The sequence below is a fragment of the Pseudomonas sp. 22526 genome, assembly GCF_052044735.1.
Classification (GTDB): domain Bacteria; phylum Pseudomonadota; class Gammaproteobacteria; order Pseudomonadales; family Pseudomonadaceae; genus Aquipseudomonas; species Aquipseudomonas piscium.
On record NZ_JBQENK010000029.1, the window covers coordinates 25,288 to 43,879 of the forward strand.

Annotated in this window: 13 protein-coding genes; 12 read left to right on the forward strand and 1 reads right to left on the reverse strand. The window is 65.6% G+C overall.

What is annotated here, in order from left to right; translation table 11 throughout:
* Positions 1–20 precede the first annotated feature (20 nt).
* From tssJ to tagQ, 11 genes are all read left to right on the forward strand, one after another.
* Complete coding sequence (gene tssJ, locus ACTJKT_RS29345; protein WP_440789941.1) at positions 21–488, forward strand: type VI secretion system lipoprotein TssJ; 468 nt, start codon at positions 21–23, stop codon at positions 486–488.
* Between the two features lie 20 nt (positions 489–508).
* The gene (gene tssK / locus ACTJKT_RS29350; RefSeq protein WP_440789943.1) at positions 509–1,843 is read left to right on the forward strand and encodes a type VI secretion system baseplate subunit TssK; all 1,335 of its coding nucleotides are present in this window, start codon (positions 509–511) and stop codon (positions 1,841–1,843) included.
* 6 nt (positions 1,844–1,849) lie between these two features.
* Positions 1,850–3,217, forward strand: coding sequence for a DotU family type VI secretion system protein (locus ACTJKT_RS29355; RefSeq protein ID WP_440789945.1), 1,368 nt, complete (start codon positions 1,850–1,852; stop codon positions 3,215–3,217).
* The gene (gene tssM / locus ACTJKT_RS29360; protein WP_440789947.1) at positions 3,214–6,726 is read left to right on the forward strand and encodes a type VI secretion system membrane subunit TssM; all 3,513 of its coding nucleotides are present in this window, start codon (positions 3,214–3,216) and stop codon (positions 6,724–6,726) included. The genes ACTJKT_RS29355 and tssM overlap by 4 nt, the downstream gene beginning before the upstream one ends.
* A complete protein-coding gene (gene tagF / locus ACTJKT_RS29365; RefSeq protein ID WP_440789949.1) occupies positions 6,723–7,415 on the forward strand; it encodes a type VI secretion system-associated protein TagF in 693 nt (230 codons plus the stop codon). Before tssM ends, tagF begins: the two co-directional genes overlap by 4 nt.
* Before the next feature lie 47 nt (positions 7,416–7,462).
* The gene (locus tag ACTJKT_RS29370) at positions 7,463–8,188 is read left to right on the forward strand and encodes a PP2C family protein-serine/threonine phosphatase (protein ID WP_440789951.1); all 726 of its coding nucleotides are present in this window, start codon (positions 7,463–7,465) and stop codon (positions 8,186–8,188) included.
* Between the two features lie 34 nt (positions 8,189–8,222).
* Positions 8,223–11,288: a serine/threonine-protein kinase gene (locus tag ACTJKT_RS29375; RefSeq protein ID WP_440789978.1), complete on the forward strand. Its 3,066-nt coding sequence runs from the start codon at positions 8,223–8,225 to the stop codon at positions 11,286–11,288.
* Positions 11,288–12,004: an ABC transporter ATP-binding protein gene (locus ACTJKT_RS29380; RefSeq protein WP_440789953.1), complete on the forward strand. Its 717-nt coding sequence runs from the start codon at positions 11,288–11,290 to the stop codon at positions 12,002–12,004. The genes ACTJKT_RS29375 and ACTJKT_RS29380 overlap by 1 nt, the downstream gene beginning before the upstream one ends.
* Complete coding sequence (locus ACTJKT_RS29385; protein ID WP_440789955.1) at positions 12,004–13,191, forward strand: ABC transporter permease; 1,188 nt, start codon at positions 12,004–12,006, stop codon at positions 13,189–13,191. Before ACTJKT_RS29380 ends, ACTJKT_RS29385 begins: the two co-directional genes overlap by 1 nt.
* Before the next feature lie 55 nt (positions 13,192–13,246).
* On the forward strand, positions 13,247–14,914 hold the full coding sequence (locus tag ACTJKT_RS29390) for a formylglycine-generating enzyme family protein (protein ID WP_440789957.1): 1,668 nt from the start codon (positions 13,247–13,249) through the stop codon (positions 14,912–14,914).
* A 142-nt stretch (positions 14,915–15,056) separates the two neighbouring features.
* Complete coding sequence (tagQ, locus tag ACTJKT_RS29395; RefSeq protein ID WP_440789959.1) at positions 15,057–15,998, forward strand: type VI secretion system-associated lipoprotein TagQ; 942 nt, start codon at positions 15,057–15,059, stop codon at positions 15,996–15,998.
* Positions 15,999–16,093: 95 nt separating this feature from the next.
* On the opposite strand, the gene ACTJKT_RS29400 is transcribed toward tagQ, so the two are convergent.
* Entirely contained in the window at positions 16,094–17,527 is a 1,434-nt protein-coding gene (locus ACTJKT_RS29400) for a PLP-dependent aminotransferase family protein (protein WP_440789962.1), read from the reverse strand.
* A 159-nt stretch (positions 17,528–17,686) separates the two neighbouring features.
* Between ACTJKT_RS29400 and ACTJKT_RS29405 the strand changes: the two genes are divergently transcribed.
* A complete protein-coding gene (locus ACTJKT_RS29405) occupies positions 17,687–18,580 on the forward strand; it encodes a DMT family transporter (RefSeq protein ID WP_440789980.1) in 894 nt (297 codons plus the stop codon).
* Positions 18,581–18,592: the final 12 nt, after the last annotated feature.

An 18,592-nucleotide genomic window follows, 5' to 3' on the forward strand; every position in this document is an offset into this window, starting at 1 on the left:
ATGTCAGTGAGGACGACGACATGCCAAAGTTCTTGTTGTTCGCAACACTACTACTGCTGACGGCCTGTGCTTCGAGTCCGCCGCCCCCTAACCCTACTGTCGTTGTCATGCATATCCAGGCCGCTGCCGATCTGAATCTTTCGGCGGGCGGCCAGGCGACGCCTGTGCGGGTGCGCTTGTATGAATTGAAGAGCGGTGCGGTCTTCAGTCGCGCCGACTATTTCTCCCTGGTGAATGCCACCAGCGCGACCCTGGCCACGGACCTGGTGGCGCAGGACGAATTGCTGATCCAGCCGGGTCAACAACTGACCCTGGAGCGCAGGCTCGACGAGCAAAGCCGTTTGCTCGGCCTGGTGGTGTCCTACCGCGAACTGGACAGCGCCGTGTGGCGCCAGATGGTCAGTATCCCGAGCAATGCAACCACGCCATTGACGGTTTCCCTGACGGCCAGGGCGATCAACGCGGCAGCCACGAAACCCGCGAATTAATTCTGTCGAGGAAGCCGTCCATGTCCTGGAATAACCGTGTGGTGTGGTCCGAAGGAATGTTTCTGCGGCCGCAGCATCTCCAGCAGCATGATCGCTACATGGAAGCCCTGATCGATGGCCGTTGCCGCCCGTTGAGCGCCGGGGGCTGGGGGTTCTCCGAGCTGCGCATCGACGAGTCCCTGCTCGGCCAGGGCAAGGTGGCGATTGTCAGCGCGCGCGGGGTGCTGCCCGATGGCACGCCTTTCGACATTCCCGGCGACGATCTGCCGCCGCCGCCACTGAACGTGAACGACAACCTGCGCGACGCGCAGGTCTTTCTGGGCTTGCCGCTCAAGCGCGCCGGCAGCCGCGACACCGTGGGGGAGGGCGAGGCACCGGGCGGTGCGCGCTATATCAGCCAGGTGCGGGAAGTGCGCGATGACAACGCTGCCTTCGAGAGCCGGGCGTCACTGGCGATCGGCGGCAAAGCCCTGCGCCTGCTGACCGAGCGCGACGGCCTCGGCGAATATGCCTGCCTCGGTGTGATCCGGGTCCTGGAAAAACGCGCGGACAACGCCGTGCGAGTCGACGAGGACTATATCCCGCCGCTGCTGGATGTGGCCGCCTCCAACGTGCTGGCGGCCTTTCGCCAAGAGTTGCAAGGGTTGTTGCACCAGCGCGGCGAGGCCCTGGCAGGCAGGGTGGTGGCCTCGGGGGCCGGCGGCGCCTCGGAGATCGCCGACTTTCTACTGCTGCAACTGGTCAATCGCGCCGAGCCCTTGCTCAGCCACCTTGCCCGCTTGAGCCCCTTGCATCCGCAGGACTTCTACCGCGAGGCGGTCTGCCTGGCGGGGGAGTTCGCCACCTTTTCCGCCGCCGGGCGGCGCCCCAGCGATTACCCGGCCTATGCCCACGACGACCTGGCGAGCAGCTTCGCCCCGGTGATGCATGACCTGCGGCAAGCCTTGTCGATGGTCATAGATACCCGCGCCACGCCGATTCCCATCGTCGAGAAGTCCTACGGCGTGCATGTGGCGATGCTGGCCGACAAGAGCCTGCTGGAAATGGCCAGCTTCATCCTGGTGGTGCGGGCCGACGTGCCGGCCGAAACCCTGCGCACCCATTTCCCCCTGCAGGCCAAGATCGGCTCGGTGGAACACATCCGCGACCTGGTCAACCTGCAGTTGCCAGGCATCGCCTTGCTGTCCATGCCCGTGGCTCCGCGGCAGATTCCCTATCACGCCGGTTCAAGCTACTTCGAACTGGACCGTGGCAGCGAGCACTGGAAGCAGTTGACCCATTCAGGTGGTTTCGCCTTTCACATTGCCGGCCAGTTCCCGGGCCTGAACCTGGCCTTCTGGGCCATCCGAGGATAGTTCGCCATGCACCCGATCGATGATCCCTTCGGCAGCTCTGGCATAGGCGGCACTTCAGGCGGCGCCTCGCCGGGCGGCAACGACCATACCCTGATCATGCCGCGGCCCGGCGGGCGCTCCGTCGATGCCGCTGCCCCGAGGAAGGATGGCGCCAGCGCCGCCGACCCGCACATTGCGATGCCGGGCGCGCCGGTGGCGAGCAGCCTGGCCCAGGGCCTCAACCCGCTGGAGCGGGCGGCCGGCCCGATATTGGCGTTGCTGACCCGCCTGCGCAGCACCCTGGCGCACCCGCAACCGGCCAGCCTGCGCGCCCAGTTGCTGGCCTACCTGCGCCAGTTCGAGGAGCAGGCACGCGCCGCCGGCGTCGCCCAGGACGAGGTGATGCTCAGCCGATATGTGCTCTGTACCGCGCTGGACGAGGCGGTGCTCAGCACCCCCTGGGGCAGTTCCAGCGACTGGGGCAAGCAGAGCCTGCTGATCACCCTGCACAACGAAGCCTGGGGCGGCGAAAAAGTCTTCCAGCTGCTCGAACACTGTCTGCAGAACCCCCAGCAGCGCCTGCACATTCTCGAGCTGCTGTACCTCTGTATCTGCCTGGGCTTCGAGGGCCGCTACCGGGTGATGAATGACGGCCGCAGCCAACTGGAGGCCTTGCGCGAACGCACCAGCGCGACCATTCGCAGCGTGCGCGGCGAATTCGAGCGCGAGCTGTCGCCGCATTGGCGGGGGCTCAGCGTGGCGCGCGATCGCTTGTCGCAGTTCCTGCCGCCCTGGGTCGGCGTGGCCATCTGCCTGGCCCTGCTGTTGTTGCTGCTGTTCGGCTTGCGCCTGAAGCTGGCGGCCGACGCCGAGCCGGTGTTTCGCAATATCCACGCCCTGGGCGAGATCCCGGTGCAAAGCATCGACCGTCCGCCGCAGCAGCCCAGGTTGATCGAACGCCCACGCCTGGCGCGCTTCCTCGCCGAGGACATCAAGGCCCAGCGCGTTGCCGTGGAGGATGCGCTGGACCGCTCGGTGGTGACCATTCGTGGCGACGAGTTGTTCGCCTCGGGCAGCGCGAGCATTGCCGAACAGTTGCAGCCCTTGCTGCTACGGGTCGCCGATGCTCTGCGCCAGGTCAAGGGCACGGTGCAGGTCACCGGACACAGCGATAACCGACCGATCGCCACCTTGCGCTACCCCTCGAACTGGAAGCTGTCGCAGGATCGGGCGCAGCAAGTGATGGCGATCCTCGCCGCGCGCAGCGGGCAACCCGAGCGCTTCACCGCCGAAGGGCGCAGCGACGCCGAGCCGGTGGCCTCGAATGACAGCCCCGCCGGGCGCGCCAAGAACAGGCGCGTGGAGATTACGGTACTCGCGGAGGGTAACCAGTGAAGACCTTTTTCAATTTCCTGGTGCGCTGGGTGGTGCCGCTGCTCGGCCTGCTTGCCCTGAGCCTGGTGATCTGGTTCCTCGGCCCGCTGATCGTCGTTGCCGGCCATGAACCCTTGGCGTCGGCGGCCGTACGCTGGGCGCTGATCGCCCTGTTGTTCCTGGCCTGGATCGGCATGCGCGTATTGCGCATCGTCCAGGCCCGGCGCAACGCCGCCAAGGTCATGCAGGGCCTGGCCGCGGTGGCGCCGGATGCGGCCAGCGTCGCCACCGCCGAAGAGCTGGCGACCCTCAAGCAACGCATGGATGAAGCGCTGCAATTGCTCAAGCGCAGCAAGCTTGGCGGTAACGAGCGGCGCACCCTGTACGAGCTGCCCTGGTACGTGATCATCGGCCCGCCGGGCTCGGGCAAGACCACCGCGCTGGTCAATTCCGGGCTGCACTTTCCGCTGGCCGAACAGATGGGCGGCGGGGCGATCCGCGGCGTCGGCGGTACGCGCAACTGCGACTGGTGGTTCACCGACGAAGCAGTGCTGCTGGACACCGCCGGGCGCTACACCACCCAGGACAGCCATGCGGCGGTGGACAAGGCGGCCTGGCTGGGCTTCCTCGACCTGTTGAAGAACCAGCGCAAGCGCCGGCCGATCGATGGCGCCTTCGTCGCCATCAGCCTGTCCGACCTGCTGTTGGGCAGCGAGGCCGAGCGCAGCGCCCATGCCCGGGCCATCCGCGCGCGGATGCAGGAGTTGTACAGCCAGCTCGGCGTGCGTTTCCCGATCTACGTGATGCTCACCAAGTTCGACCTGGTGCCGGGGTTCATGGAGTTCTTCGACGCGCTGAGCAAGGAAGAGCGGGCCCAGGTCTGGGGCGTCACCTTCGCCCTGGACGATGGCAAGAGTCCCCAGGGCCCGCTGGCCCGTTTCGACGAGGAGTTCACCGCCCTCGAGGCGCGTCTTACCGAACGTTTGGTGGAGCGCCTGCAACAGGAGCGCGACCCCAGCCGACGCGATCTGATCTACGGCTTCATCCAGCAGTTCGCGGCGTTGCGGTACAACCTGTCGTCCTTCCTCGAGGGGGTGTTCAAGCCCAATCCCTATGAAGAGCGTGCGCTGTTGCGCGGGCTTTACTTCACCAGCGGCACCCAGGAAGGCAGCCCCATCGACCGCCTGATCGGCAGCATGGCGCAAAGCATGAACCTGGATCGCCAGCACCTGGCGCGCCAGACCGGCACAGGTCGCAGTTACTTCATCACCCGCTTGTTCCGCGATGTCGCCTTCGGCGAGCGTGGCCTGGTCGGTAGCAACCCCAAGGTCGAGCGCCGGCAGCGCTGGATCACCCGTGGGGTACTGGCCGCCAGTGCCGTGGTATTGCTTGCGGTGACGGCCGTCTGGGTCGCCAGCTACCGCGCCAACCAGGCCTATATCGCCGAGGTGGACTCTCGCCTGGCGCCACTCAAGGGGCAGGTCGAATCCCTCAGTCCGGCGCAGCGCGAGGTACTCGCCGTGCTGCCACTGCTCAACGCCATCCGCCATGTCGCCGACTATCCGCTGTCCTGGGCCGAAGGCTTTGGCCTGTACCAGGGCGACATGCTCGGCGCCGAAGCCGCCAGTGTGTACCGCAAGCTGTTGATCGCGGTGCTGGCGCCGCGTCTGCTGACACGTATCGAGGAACAGCTGCGCAGCGGCGGCAACACCGAGTTTCTCTACGAAGGCCTCAAGGCCTACCTGATGCTGGCCAGCGCCGAGCACTATGACGCCGATGCCATCAAGACCTGGATCAACCTCGACTGGGACCACAGCCTGCCGCGCGACCTGGCCCCGGAACAGCGGCTGGCCCTGGCGGAGCATCTCAATGCGCTGTTCGCCCACAAGCCGCCACCGGCGAGGCTGGATGAAGCACTGCTGGCCGACCTGCGTCGGCAGTTGCAGCAGATGTCCGTGGCGCAGCGGGTCTACAACCGGGTGAAACGCCAGAAACTGCCCGAGGGCATCGCGGATTTCCGCCTCAGCGAAGCGGCCGGGCGCGATGCCGCCCTGGTGTTCACGCGCAAGAGCGGCAAGCCGCTGAACGATCCGTTGTCCGGTTTCTATACCTACCGCGGCTACCGTCAGGCGTTCATGGTCGCCAGCCTCAGCCAGTCCGGCGCCCTGGCCGAGGAACAATGGGTACTCGGCCGGCCACTGAACGACAACCAGGATGTCGCCAGCCTGGCCCTGGAGGTGCGTGCCCTGTACTTCCAGGATTTCCTCAACCAATGGGAAACCCTGCTCGGCGATCTCGACTTCGTCGCGATCAACAGCATCGCCCAGGCCGCCGATGTGCTGCGGGTGCTCTCCGGGCCCAACTCGCCACTGAAGAAACTGCTCGATGCGGTGGCCAGGGAAACCAACCTGCAACAAGAGGATCGCCTGCTGGCCGAGAAGCTCAAGGCCGCCGACGGCACCGTGGACAAACTCAAGCAGCAGCTCGGCTCGCTGGTCGGCCAAACGGCCGAGGAAGATTCGTCGGCAACTTCTCAGGTCGACCCCATCACCGCGCGCTTCGCCGAGCTCAATAGCCTGGTGGCCACCCAAGGGGATGGGCCAGCGCCGATCGACGATCTGCTGGCCCAGCTCAATGAGCTCTATGTGCAGGCCAGCGCCATGAGCGGCGCCAGCGGCGAGGCCTTGCTCGGCGAGGCGAAGAACCAGGCGGTGGCCACGGCATCGCGGGTCAAGCTTGGCGCCGAACGCCAGCCGCCACTGGTACAGAAGCTGGTCAACTCGGTGGTCAGCGCCACCACCGGCAGCATGATGGGCAGCATCCGCACCCAGCTGAACGCGGCCTGGGTCAGCGAGGTGGTGAATGTCTACCGCCAGTCCCTGGCCGGCCGTTACCCCCTGGTCAACTCCAGTTCGCGGGAGGCCACCCTGGAGGACTTCGGCAACTTCTTCGGCGTGGGCGGGGTGATGGACAACTACTTTCGCAAGTACCTGCAGCCCTACGTCAACACCTCGACCAGCAACTGGCGCTGGCAGCCGGGGGCCGCGGAAAAGCTCGGCATAGGCCCGGGCGTGCTGCAAACCTTCCAACGCGCCGCGGCCATTCGCGATGCCTACTTCCGCTCTGGAGGCACCCAGCCGACGGTGCGCTTCGAACTCAAGCCCGTGGCCATGGACGCCTCCATCAGCCAGTTCCTGCTCGACCTGGACGGCCAGCAGCTCAGCTACGACCATGGCCCCAGCCGGCCGATGGCGATGCAATGGCCCAGCCCCAACAGCCTGGGGGTGGTGCGCCTGTCCGTTACGCCGCCTACCAGCACCGGCCGTTCGGGGTTGACCCTGGAGGGGCCCTGGGCCTGGTTTCGCTTGCTGGAACAGTCCGACCTGACCCAGGGCAACGCCCCGGACCGCTTCACCCTGCGCATGCGCGTCGACACGGCGAGCATCTCCTGCGAACTGCGCGCCAGCAGTGCGTTCAACCCGTTCAAGGGCCGGCTGGTGTCCGGCTTCAGCTTGCCGGAGCGCTTGTGAGCAGCCCGGGTTTCTACGGCAAGCTGGCCGGCCGCGGGGATTTCATCCACCGCGGCCTGTCGCCGACCTTTATCGAGCGCTGGGATGCCTGGCTTTCCGCCGGCATGGCCACCAGCCAGGCGCAGCTGGGGCCGGGTTGGCTGGATGCCTACCTGGTCAGCCCGCTGTGGCGCTTTGCCGTGGCGCCGGGCCTGCTCGGTAGTGAGGCGGCGGTGGGGGTGATGATGCCCAGTGTCGACCGGGTCGGGCGCTACTTCCCGCTGACCATAGCGCTGCTGCTGGAGGCCGACACCGATCTGGGCGCGCTGGTGGCCGGCCCGGATGACTGGTTCGAAGCCGCCGAGGTCCTGTTGCTTTCGACCCTGGAGCCTGAGGCCGACGTCGAGGCCTTCGAGGCCGCGGTGCCGGCCCTCGGCAGTCCGGTGTGTAGCGCGCCGGCGCTGTGCAGGCAGGCGCAGGAGGGACAGATGCGCTTTGTCGCCACTACGGCGGCGGCGCGGGGGGCGGTGCTGATGCAGCACGCCTGCGAGGGCGCGAGCCTCTGGTGGGGCAAGGGCTCCGGACGGGTCGCCGCTGGCCTGCTGCGTTGCCAGGGGTTGCCGGCGGCGCAGGATTTCAGCGGTTTTCTGCTGGGCGAGGGCGGCTGCGCGTCGCTTGCGCACACCCTGCAGTTCGATTTCGGGAGCTGATTTTTGGAGCTGATTTTGGGAAGCAGGACCATTTCGGGAGCCAGGGCATGTCGTCAGCCGTAACGCGTTACGAATCCGCCAGCCACAGCCATGTCGGCATGGTGCGTCAGGTCAACGAGGACGCCTGTCTGGATGCCGTGCAAGCCGGCCTCTGGGTGGTGGCCGATGGCATGGGCGGGTATGCGGCGGGCGATTTCGTCAGCAGCCTGATCGTCGATACGCTGCGCGCCATCCCGCCCGAGCCCTCCTTGCCGGCCTATGTCCAGGCGTTGCGGGCGGGGCTGGAGCAGGCCAACGCGGCGGTTCGCCAGGAAACCGCACAGCGCGGGGTCGGCATCATGGGCAGCACCCTGGTGCTGCTGGCCGCCCGCGGCGCCAACGCCACCTGCCTGTGGGCCGGCGACAGCCGCCTGTATCGCCTGCGCGAGGGCCAGCTGGAGGTCATCAGCCACGACCACAGTTATGTCCAGGAGTTGCTGGACAGCAGGCTGCTCAGCGAGGACGAGGCGCGCGAGCACCCCATGGCCAACATCGTCACCCGCGCCGTGGGCACCCAGGACTGGCTGGAACTCTCGGCCGTGGACCTGGAGGTGCGTCCCGGCGACAGCTTCCTGCTGTGCAGCGACGGGCTGACCAAGACCGTCGAGGACCATGAACTGCGCGAGGTGCTGGGCAACGCGAGCCCCTATGAGGTGGTCCGCAGCCTGGTGCACCTGGGGCTGACCCGGGGCGCTCCCGACAACATCACGGCGGTAGTCGTCAATGCCCACTGAGAACGCATCGACTGAAGAACGCTCGAGTCTGGACATGGACATTCCGGGCTATGGGATCGAGCGTGAGCTGGGCGAGGGCGCCATGGCCACCGTCTACCTGGCGACCCAGCGCTCGCTGGAGCGCAAGGTGGCGCTCAAGGTCATGGCCGCCGCGCTGGCCGCCGACCGCAGCTTCTGCGAGCGCTTCCTGCGCGAGGGCAAGACCCTGGCGCGGCTCTCCCACCCGCACACAGTGACCATCTACGACATCGGCAATGTCGGCCACTTCTATTACATGGCCATGGAGTACCTGCCGAACGGCACCCTGAAGGAGCGGATTGCCGAGGGCCTCAGCGCGGAGCAGGGCCTGGTCTACCTGCGCCAGATTGCCCTGGCCCTGGGCTATGCCCATGCCCAGGGGCTGGTGCACCGGGACGTCAAGCCGGCCAATATCCTGTTTCGCGCCAACGGTTCGGCGGTGCTCTCGGACTTCGGCATCGCCAAGTCCCTGGAGGACCGCACCCAGTTCACCCAGGCCGGTTTTGCCGTGGGCACACCCAGCTACATGAGTCCGGAACAGGCCCGCGGCCAGCAGATCGACGGCCGCGCCGACCTCTACGCCCTGGGGGTGGTGTTCTACGAGATACTCACCGGCAAGCTGCCCTATACCGGCAGCGACTCGCTGTCCACGGCCCTGGCCCACTTGACCGAGCCGCTGCCCGAACTGCCCATGGCCCACGGCCGTTACCAGGGTATTCTGCGCAAGCTGCTGGCCAAGGACCCGGCCGAGCGCTTTGCCGATGCCGATGCCCTGATCGCCGCGCTGGACCATCTGCCGCCCGCCGGGCCGGCCGATACCGAGGCGACGCAGATCCGCCCGCTGCCGTTGCCGCCTGCTGCGGCGGCCGGCCAATCCGGGGCGACCGACCTGGGCGGGCTGACGCCGGTTTCCCTCGACATGCCGCCGCTCGCCGCGCCGGAGCCCGAGCCCGAGCCGGCCGCCACGGCCAGGCCCGCACCGGCCGCAAGCCTCGACGCCAAGTCGCCGGCCGGGTCGCGCAGGCCGTCGTTGGCGCTGCTCGGTGTGGCGGTGGCCGGCGCACTGGCCCTGGCTGGCGGGGGCTACTGGTGGCTGCGCTCGGCACCGCCGGCGGAACCGCAAGGCGGCCAGGTCGAGGCCAAAAAAACGCCGGCTGGCGTGGTGCAGGACTCGCCCGCCAAGACGGCCAGCGCAGCGCAACCGCCGCTGGCGACCAACGCCGATGGCGGCGACCGTCCGCTGCTGATGCCGGGCAAGAAAACCCTGTTCCAACGGGTGCTGAGCAAGCCCGGCGCGCACCTGTCCGGCCAGCCCGGGGCGGCGGCCAGCGGTGCGGCGCTGCCGGCGTTCTCGGTGCTGTATGTCTATCAGCGCAAGGCGGTGGCGGGCGGCAGCTGGCTGGAGGTCGGCGCCGCCAGCGATGGCCAGCGCGATGGCTGGTTGCCGGCCGAGCAGGTCAGCGACTGGAAGCAGAGCCTGGTGCTGAAGTTCACCGAGCGCTCCGGTCGTTCGCCGGTCATGTTCCTGCGCGAAGCAAGCACCCTCGAGCGGTTTCTGGCAGACACGGCCCAGGCCCGTAGCGCACTGCTCAAGGCCCAGAACCAAGGCAGCGTGGACCCGCAGATCGTCGCGCTGGAGCCTGCGGCCAGCGCCATTCCCCAGGACCAGTTCTACCTGCTGCCGATTTTCGAGGCCCGGGAGAGCTTCGATGCCAACGGCCAGCCGGTGCAACTGCTCAACGTGGCCTCCATCGACCCCGGCGACACGGCCCCGGGCAAGGCCGAGGGGGCGGGCAAAGCCAGCAGCGATGCCTTCCGCACGGCGATAGTGCTGGTGGTCGATACCTCGGTGTCGATGCAGCCCTACATCGACCGGGTGCGCAAGGTGGTGCAGGCGTTGCACCAGCAGATCGCCAGCCGTGGCGACCTGGACAGCGTCAGCTTCGGCCTGGTGGGGTTTCGCAGCAATGTCGAGAAGACCCCGGGCCTGGAATATGTGGCGCGACCCCTGGTGAGCCTGGAGGAGGGCCGCGATCCACAGCGCTTCCTCGAGCTGGCGGGCCAGGTCAAGGCCACCAATGTGTCCAGCCACGCCTTCAATGAGGATGCCTTCGCCGGTGTGATGGAGGCGGTCGAGGGCATGGACTGGAGCCCCTATGCCGGGCGGCTGATCCTGCTGGTCACCGACGCCGGTGCCCTGCGCAAGAACGATCCGCTGGGGCGCACCCAGATGAACGAAGCCGAGGTACGCGAGGCAGCCCTCAGCAAACGGATCAAGATCTATGCGCTGCACTTGCGCACCGAGGCCGGGCGGAAAAACCATGACTTCGCCGAGCAGCAGTACCGCAGCCTGACCGCCGACGCCAACCCGCAGATCGGCGACCTCTACATTCCGGTGGCTGGCGGCGATGTCGGTCGCTTCGGCGACACCGTCACCGAGATCGGCTCGGTATTCGCCGAACAGGTGCATCAGGCGCGCAACAACCAGGTGCCCAGCCTGGCGCCGCCACAGGGGGCGCCGAGCGTCGCGAGCAAGGCCACGGCCATCGGCTACGCCATGCAGATGGACTTTCTCGGCCGCCGGTCAGCCGTCCGCGCACCGCAGCTGATCACCGCCTGGACTTCCGACCACGACCTGACCAACCCCTCGCTGCCGGCCTTCCAGGTCTGCGTGCTGCTGACCAAGCTGCAGCTCAACGACCTGCAGCAGTCGCTGAAACTGATCGTCGATGCGGCCCGCCGGACCCAGACCTCGCCCAAGGATTTCTTCCAGGAAATCGCCAGCGCCAGCGCCCACATGAGCCGCGATCCGACGCGGTTGAAGCAGGGCGGCAACCTGGTCGAAGGCGGCATCCTCGGCGAGTACCTGGAGGGCCTGCCGTATCGCAGCAAATCGCTGACCATGACCCAGGACCTCTGGCTGTCCCTGAGCGTGGCCGAGCAGCAGGACTTCATCGACGAGCTGGAGTCGAAGATCCGCCTGTACGAAACCTTCCACAACGACATGGCCAACTGGGTCCGCTTCGGCGAGGCCCAGCCGGGCGATGCGCTGTATCGCGTGCCCCTGGCGACGCTGCCCTGATGCTCAAGCTCAGGGATATCCGCAAGACCCGCGGCGAGGGGCCACAGCGCTACAGCCTGGTGGTGCCCCAGCTCGACCTGCGGCCGGGCCAGCGCCTGGCCCTGGTGGGCTCCAGCGGCAGCGGCAAGAGCACCCTGCTGGACCTGCTGGCCCTGGTGCTGTCGCCGGACCCGGGCGGGGTCTTCGAATGCAGCGTCGACCACCCTGTGCTGGATGTCGCCGGGCTCTGGCGCAGCGGCCGCCAGGATGTGCTGGCCGGGCTGCGCAGCCGGGTCATGGGCTATGTGCTGCAGACGGGCGGGTTGCTGGGTTTTCTCGACGTGCAGCGCAACATCGGCTTGTCGCGCTCGCTGCTCGGCCTGCCGGCCGATGCCACGGTCAGGCGCCTGGCCGAGCAGCTGGAAATCGCCGACCAACTGCACAAGCTGCCGGCAGCACTGTCGGTGGGCCAGCGCCAGCGGGTCAGCATCGCCCGGGCCCTGGCCCATGGGCCGAGCATAGTGCTGGCGGACGAGCCCACCGCCTCGCTGGACCCGCTGAACGCCGAACGGGTCATGCAACTGCTGGTGGCTCAGGCCGAGGAGCGCGGCGTGTGCATCCTGGTCGCCACCCATGACGAGGCGCTGGCCCGGCGCGCCGGGTTGCAGCTGCATCCCTTGCAGGTGCAGCGCGGCGCGGATGGCGGGGTCACCGCGACGCTGGCGGGAGGTGGCTGATGCGCCTTACCCTGATGGCCTTGCTGGCCTGGCACGACTACCGCGCCGAGGTGCGCCTGTCGGCGTGCGCGGTCCTGGCTCTGGTCGCCGTGCTCGCGCCCTTGCTGGTGTTGTTCGGCCTCAAGTTCGGCCTGGTCACCACCCTGACCGAACGCCTGGAGCGCGACCCCACCGTGCGCGAAGTCGTGCCCATGGGCGGCGGGCGCTTCAGCGCCCAGGCCATCGCCGAACTGTCTGCTCGTCCCGAAGTGGCCTTCGTCGTGCCCCGTACCCGACAGATCGCCGCGACCGCTGACCTCTACCCGGACTCGGCCGGCCAGGCGCTGACGGTGGAGATGATCCCCACCGCCGCGGGCGACCCGCTGGTGGCGCCCACGCTGCTGCTCCAGGCACCGGACCAGGTACTGCTCAGCCAGCGGGCGGCGGAGAAACTCGGGGTCCAGGGCGGAGACGTGTTGAGCGCCGCGTTCGGCCGTCAGGTAGCCGGGCGACAGGAATACCAGCGCACCCGCCTGCGGGTGCAGGGGGTCTTGCCGCTCGCGGCCTTCCAGCGCGATGCGCTGTTCGCGCCCCTGGCCCTGCTGGAAGCCGCCGAAGACTACCGCGACGGCCTGGCGTGGCCCGGGCATGAGCCACAAGCGAACACGGCGCGGGTGTATCCGGGGTTTCGTCTTTACGCCGCGGACCTGGACGGCGTGGAGCGCCTGCGCCGGTATTTCGCCGAGCACGGGCTGGAGGTCGCGACCCAGGCCGACGCCATCGCCCAGGTGCGCTCCCTCAGCCGCAACCTGACCCTGGTGTTCTGGATCATAGCCAGTCTGGCGCTGGCCGGGGCCTTCGCGGCGATGACCGCCAGCGCCCTGGCCGCCGTCGAGCGCAAGCGCAGGGCCTTGTCGGTGTTGCGCCTGCTGGGCTTTTCGACAGGCGCCCTGGTCGCCTTCGTCGTGCTGCAGGCGCTGTACACCGGGGTGTTCGGCCTGCTGCTGGCCTGGGGCTTGTACGGCATCGCCGAAACCGGGTTGAACCGGCTGTTTGCAGCGGCGGCGGGGGAGTACGCCTGCCGGCTGCTGCCGAGCCACTACCTGCTGGCGCTGCTGCTGACGCTGCTCTGCTGCCTGCTGGCGGCGGCCTCCGGTGGCTGGCGCGTGGCGCGGATCGAAGCATCGGAAGGACTGCGCGATGTCTAACTGGCTGAGGGTTCTGGTCTGGCTGAGGGCTCTAATCTGGCTGAAGGCTCTAGTCATGCTGGCGCTGGCCGGCACCGTGCAGGCGGAGAGTGCTGCCCCCGCGGATAACCCGAAACCGCTGCCCGATGACCTCAGCCTGCCGCTGCCCTGCGAAGGCGAGTTGGTGTTCCGCTACGTCTATGTCCTCGCCAAGGGCAGCCTGGACGACCGTGAGGTCAATCTCGGCTATCCCTTCAGCGACGAGGATCCGGGCTACCGGCAGTCCTTTATCTCCGGTTACCGGCGCGACTACATCAACGGTCAGTTCGTCCTCGACGACCTGCCGGCCGACTGGCAAGCTCGAATCGCCCCAGCCCTGCCCAAGAGCGGGGCCGACAGCCTGCTCAAGCCGATGTTCTATTTCGTCGGCAAATACGAGGTCACCGAACGCCAATACGCCCTGGTCATGGCCCAGGAGGCGGCATTGGCGGGGCAGGGCGAGGCCCCGGCCTGCGCCCCCATGAGCGACATGGCTGCGCGCCTGCCCAAGGTCAAGCTGTCACGCCTGGAGGCTGAGCGCTTTGCCGCGGTGTACAGCGCCTGGCTGCTCAAGTACCACCGCGACCGCTTGCCGGTCAGCGGCCGCGGCAAAGCGGCCGAGGACGGCGGGATGGGCTTCGTCCGCCTGCCGACCGAAGTGGAGTGGGAATTCGCCGCCCGCGGTGGCCAGGCGGTCAGCCGCCAGGCGTTGGAGGCGCGGTTGTTCCCGCGCAAGGTGCAAGGCAGCGACAGCGATGGCCCGCTAGGGGACTGGGCGGTGTTCAGCCAGGTCGCCGGGGGCACCGGGCAGGGCGCGCGGCTGTTGCCGGTCGGGCTGAAAAACCCCAATCCCTTGGGACTGTTCGATGTGATCGGCAATGCCGCGGAGATGGTCCAGGAGTCCTTCCAGCTGGTCCACGCCGGTCGCCGCCAGGGCAGTTACGGCGGCTTCGTGGTCAAGGGCGGCAACTACCTGGAGGGCGAGCTGACGCTGTTCACCGGCATGCGTCGGGAGTACCCGCTGTTCGCCGCCGACGGCAGCGAACAGCGCAACGCCACCACCGGTTTCCGGGTGGCCCTGGGCGCGTTGTCGGCACCGCGCTCACGCTACGAGGAGCTGTTCGAGCAGTGGCAGAAGGAGGGCCGCCTGGCAGGCCTGACCGATGAAATCAACGCTGCCGAAGATCCGACCCAACTACTGGACAGTCTTATCGCCAGCAGCACCGACCCGAACCTGCAGGCCCGCCTGGCGCGGGTGAACGAAGAGCTCAAGCGCAATGTGTCGCTGATCGCCCGGCAGCGCGAGGAGGCCGCGGGCAACCTGATCCAGTCGGCGGCCCTGGTGGCCGAGACCGTCAACAACTACAACATTCGCCTGACCAACCTGAAGAAGGACCGCGATCAAGCGCGGGCCGCCCAGGACGAAGCCACCGCCAAGCTCTATGAAACGGCCATCGCCAATGGGCGCAGTGCGCTCGATGGCGCCCTGGCGATCTACATCGACAACCTGGCGACCGGAACGCGCTACACCGACGAGGTGATCCAGACGCAGTTCCAGCGGACCCGGGAAGAGCTCAATCACAAACCGGTGCTGGGAAAAAGCCTGGTAGCCCGTGCCACGGTTTTCGTCAGGCATGTGGGGCAGTTTCGCCAGCAGCGCCGGGCAGACCCGGAGACGATCCTGAAGGAGCTGCTTGCGCCCTGAACAGGCTGCCGAATGGCCGTCGGCGGCAGCGCAGACCAGCTAGGCTGGATGTAGCGGCAGCTGAGGTTGGTCACGTCGGACGGAGCCCGCTCTGCGCAGCAGCCGAAACGGAATTGACCCACAAAAAAGGAGAGACACGACCATGGATATTTCACTCAAGAACTGCGCTTCCATTTCGGCTCGTATCCTGCCGTTACCTACCGCGATCTGCTGCGCGCTACTGCTGGGCGGCTGCGCGAGTTTCGGGTCTCCAAGCTCGAAGGTCGCGGCCCAGACCAAGGTCGAGTACTACCCGCAATGCTATGAGCCGGTCAGCCAGCTGCGCAGTTCCGACAAGTCGATGACCAAGTCGGTGGCCACCGGCGCCATTACTGGTGGCCTGCTCGGCGGCCTGGCCGGGGCCTTCGTCGGCAATAGCGGCGATGCCGGCCGCAATGCCCTGATAGGCGCTGCCGCCGGGGCCCTGGTCGGCGGGGCGACCGGCTACTACACCGAACGCCAGAAACAGATCAGCGACGACCGTGCGCGCATTGCTTCCTACGCCAGCGACATCGACCACAGTACCGGCGAAATCGACCGCAGCATCAGCTACACCAGTACCGCGCAGAACTGCTACCAGCGTGAATTCACCTCGTTGCTCAATGCGCGCAAGGCGAAGAAGATCAGCGACAGCGAAGGGCGCCTGCGGTTGGCCGAGATCGTCAGCGGCCTGAAGGAAACCAACGCGCTGATGGCCGCCGCGGATGGGCGTGCCGGCGAGAGCATCGATGTCTACACCCAGGCCTATGAGAAAGACCTGCAGACGGTCGGCGTGCAACGCCAGGACGTCGCCCAGGTGGCCGCCGTGAAGCCTCCAGCCGCCACCGACAAGAAGGCGTCGACCAGCAAGAAGGCTAGCGCCAAGCCGGCGACGAAGACGAATGTGCCCAAAGAAGCCGTCACCACTGAGCGCACCTTGCAGCAAGCCTCGGCCAAGCGCGCGGAAGGCCAGAAAGTCGCTGCTCGTGGCCAGACCATGGTCAACGACGTGTGCAGCAATCCCGACATGGGGGACTGGGCACCGCCTGCTTGCTCGAAAGCCTGATGGGAGAGAGGGGAGCGGGGAGGTTCTGCCTATGTTCATCACCAGCAGGTATTTGTCTCGTCACGTTGATCGCCCGGTTGGAACCAGGCATCACCCTATAGGAGCATTGGCGACTCTTGAGTGACTCCGTGGCGCAGCACCTGGGCGAGCATCGCGAACCCATCATGGAGGGCCTGATCACCGCCAGAGGCGTTACTGACGCTCGCGCGGACGAATTGTGGAACTGTGCCTTTACCGATGCTGAATGCATCGGCGATCGAGATCAGGTGATTGCGCTGGCGTAGCGAGTGCTCGATTTCCGATGCGCGCCAGGGAGCAGGTACCTCGATCCAGAAATGTGGGCTGTATTGATGGGTTCTGTAGGTCAGTCCTTGCAACAGCTTTTCCACCGTCCGCTTACGGCGCTCTATTTCCGCTATCTGCTGATGCAGCAGTGAGTGTGCAGTGCCATCTTCAATCCAGAGGCAGGCGATCTCATGGGGCAGTGGCGAAGCCATCCAGCAGCTGTTGCGGATCGCAGCGGCGTGGCGCCCTACCAGTGCCTGCGGTACATGGACATAGCCTGTGCGAAGCCCCGCGGCTACTCCTTTGCTCAAGCTGCTGATGATGATCCCACGCTCAGGTGCGTACATGCCGATTGGCATTGGCCTGTCCTGCATCAGCACGCCATGGGTTTCATCTTCGATGATCAGCACATTGTGCTCGCGGCATATCTGCGCAATTTCCTTACGGCGCTCAGGGCTGAGAATCGCGGTAGTCGGATTCTGTATCGTCGGCGTGCAGTACAACGCGGAGACTCGATTGATGCCGCAAATCTCAGCAAGCGATGCAGGGACCAACCCTTCCTCATCCATTTCTATACCCAGGACCTTGATACCCAGAAATCGAGTGACGCTGATGAGGCCCGGGTAGGTGAGGTGTTCTGTGACCAGAGTGTCTCCAGCACGCAGCATCGCAATGAGGACGGTCAGTAGACCGTGCTGGCTGCCATTCACGCAGAGGATCTGCTCGGGCGATGGCCTGAAGTCGCCATGCGCCAGCCATTGGGCACCCGCTTGTCGGTGGCGCTGAATACCCATGTCTGGCGTGTAGAGCATCAATTCCTGCAGTCGTTCTACATCTCCCGACAGCTCCGCCATCGTGCGCGCCAGTAGCGTGGCTTCCATACCGGGGATATGCATGTTGCGACTCATATCGTGGCATTCATCCGGTGCCTCGATGAAATTGCGAAAGCCGGCATCGCGAGGGCGTTCCTGCTCGCGTGCACGAACGAAGGTGCCGTCACCCACCCGCGCCATGACCAGTCCCATGCGCTCCAATTCTGAATAGGCGCGACTGACTGTTCCGGCAGTAACGCCAATCTTATCGGCAAGGATGCGATGTGGCGGAAGTTTGAGGCCTTGTCCGATAGCGCCGTTATTGATGGCCTGCTCTATGCCCTGAGCAAGTCGCATGTACTTAGGCCCTGGACCATCTTGCAGGGCATTCTTGAAGATTGAATCGGTGTCAATAACGGGTTTGACAGACATATTTCCCTCAAATTAACCTGATATTGAATCAATATATTGAGTTGATAAGATCATTCTTATAAATGAATCGGATCAATCTTAAAGAATTTACCTTAAGAGCCGAATAAAAACATGTCAATCAGCATGGAAGTGCAGGATCAGCCTGCAGCAGGGAGATGGATGGCGGGCTTGGTGACCACATTGCTCTTTCTGGTGGTCTGTCTCAGTTGGGGGACTACATGGCTTGGCATCAAGATAGCGGTGGAAAGCGTGCCACCACTGACATCTGCAGGTTTGCGTTTTTTGATCGCCTTTCCGCTGTTCCTGGGGTTTGCGTTGATACGGCGCGAATCGATATTTTTCCCCCGCAAGAACTTCGGGTTTTTCATCTTCGTCACCCTGTGCTACTTCAGCGTGCCGTATTACCTGCTGAACTACGGCGAGCAGTATGTCGCTTCCGGGCTGACGGCACTTCTGTTCAGCAGCATGCCGGTCTTCATCCTGATCTTCTCGTCCATCTTCCTGAGAGAAAAGATATTTTTTTCGCAAGTTGTCGGCATAGCCATTGGCTTCGGCAGCCTGTTCATGATTATCAAGACACAGGGACTGCATCTCGATTACTCGGAGCTTTTTGGAGTGATCGCTATCCTGATTGCGGCTGTGATGCACGCCCTCTGCTATGTCATTACCAAGCAGAGAGGAGCCGAGATAGGGGTTATCACATTCAATACGCTGCCGATCGGCATTGCCGGGCTGGGACTGTTTATGACTGGCTTGGCGCTGGAACATCCCGACCTTGCCAGCGTGACGCAGCGTTCCTGGCTGGCATTGACCTATCTCGGTCTGGTGGCTTCCGTGGGCGGCTTCATTGTCTATTTTTTCCTGCTCAAACGCTTGAGCCCGGTAATTCTGTCGTTCGTGTTCATCATCTTCCCGGTATTTGCCGTCCTTATCGGCGCCTGGTACGAAGGCACGCCAATCTCTCGACAGTTGATCCTCTATTCGATGTTGCTGCTGGCAGGCTTTGCCATCACCAAATTGCCGATAGAGCGGCTTCTTGGATGGGGCAGATAAGCAATCTCTGGC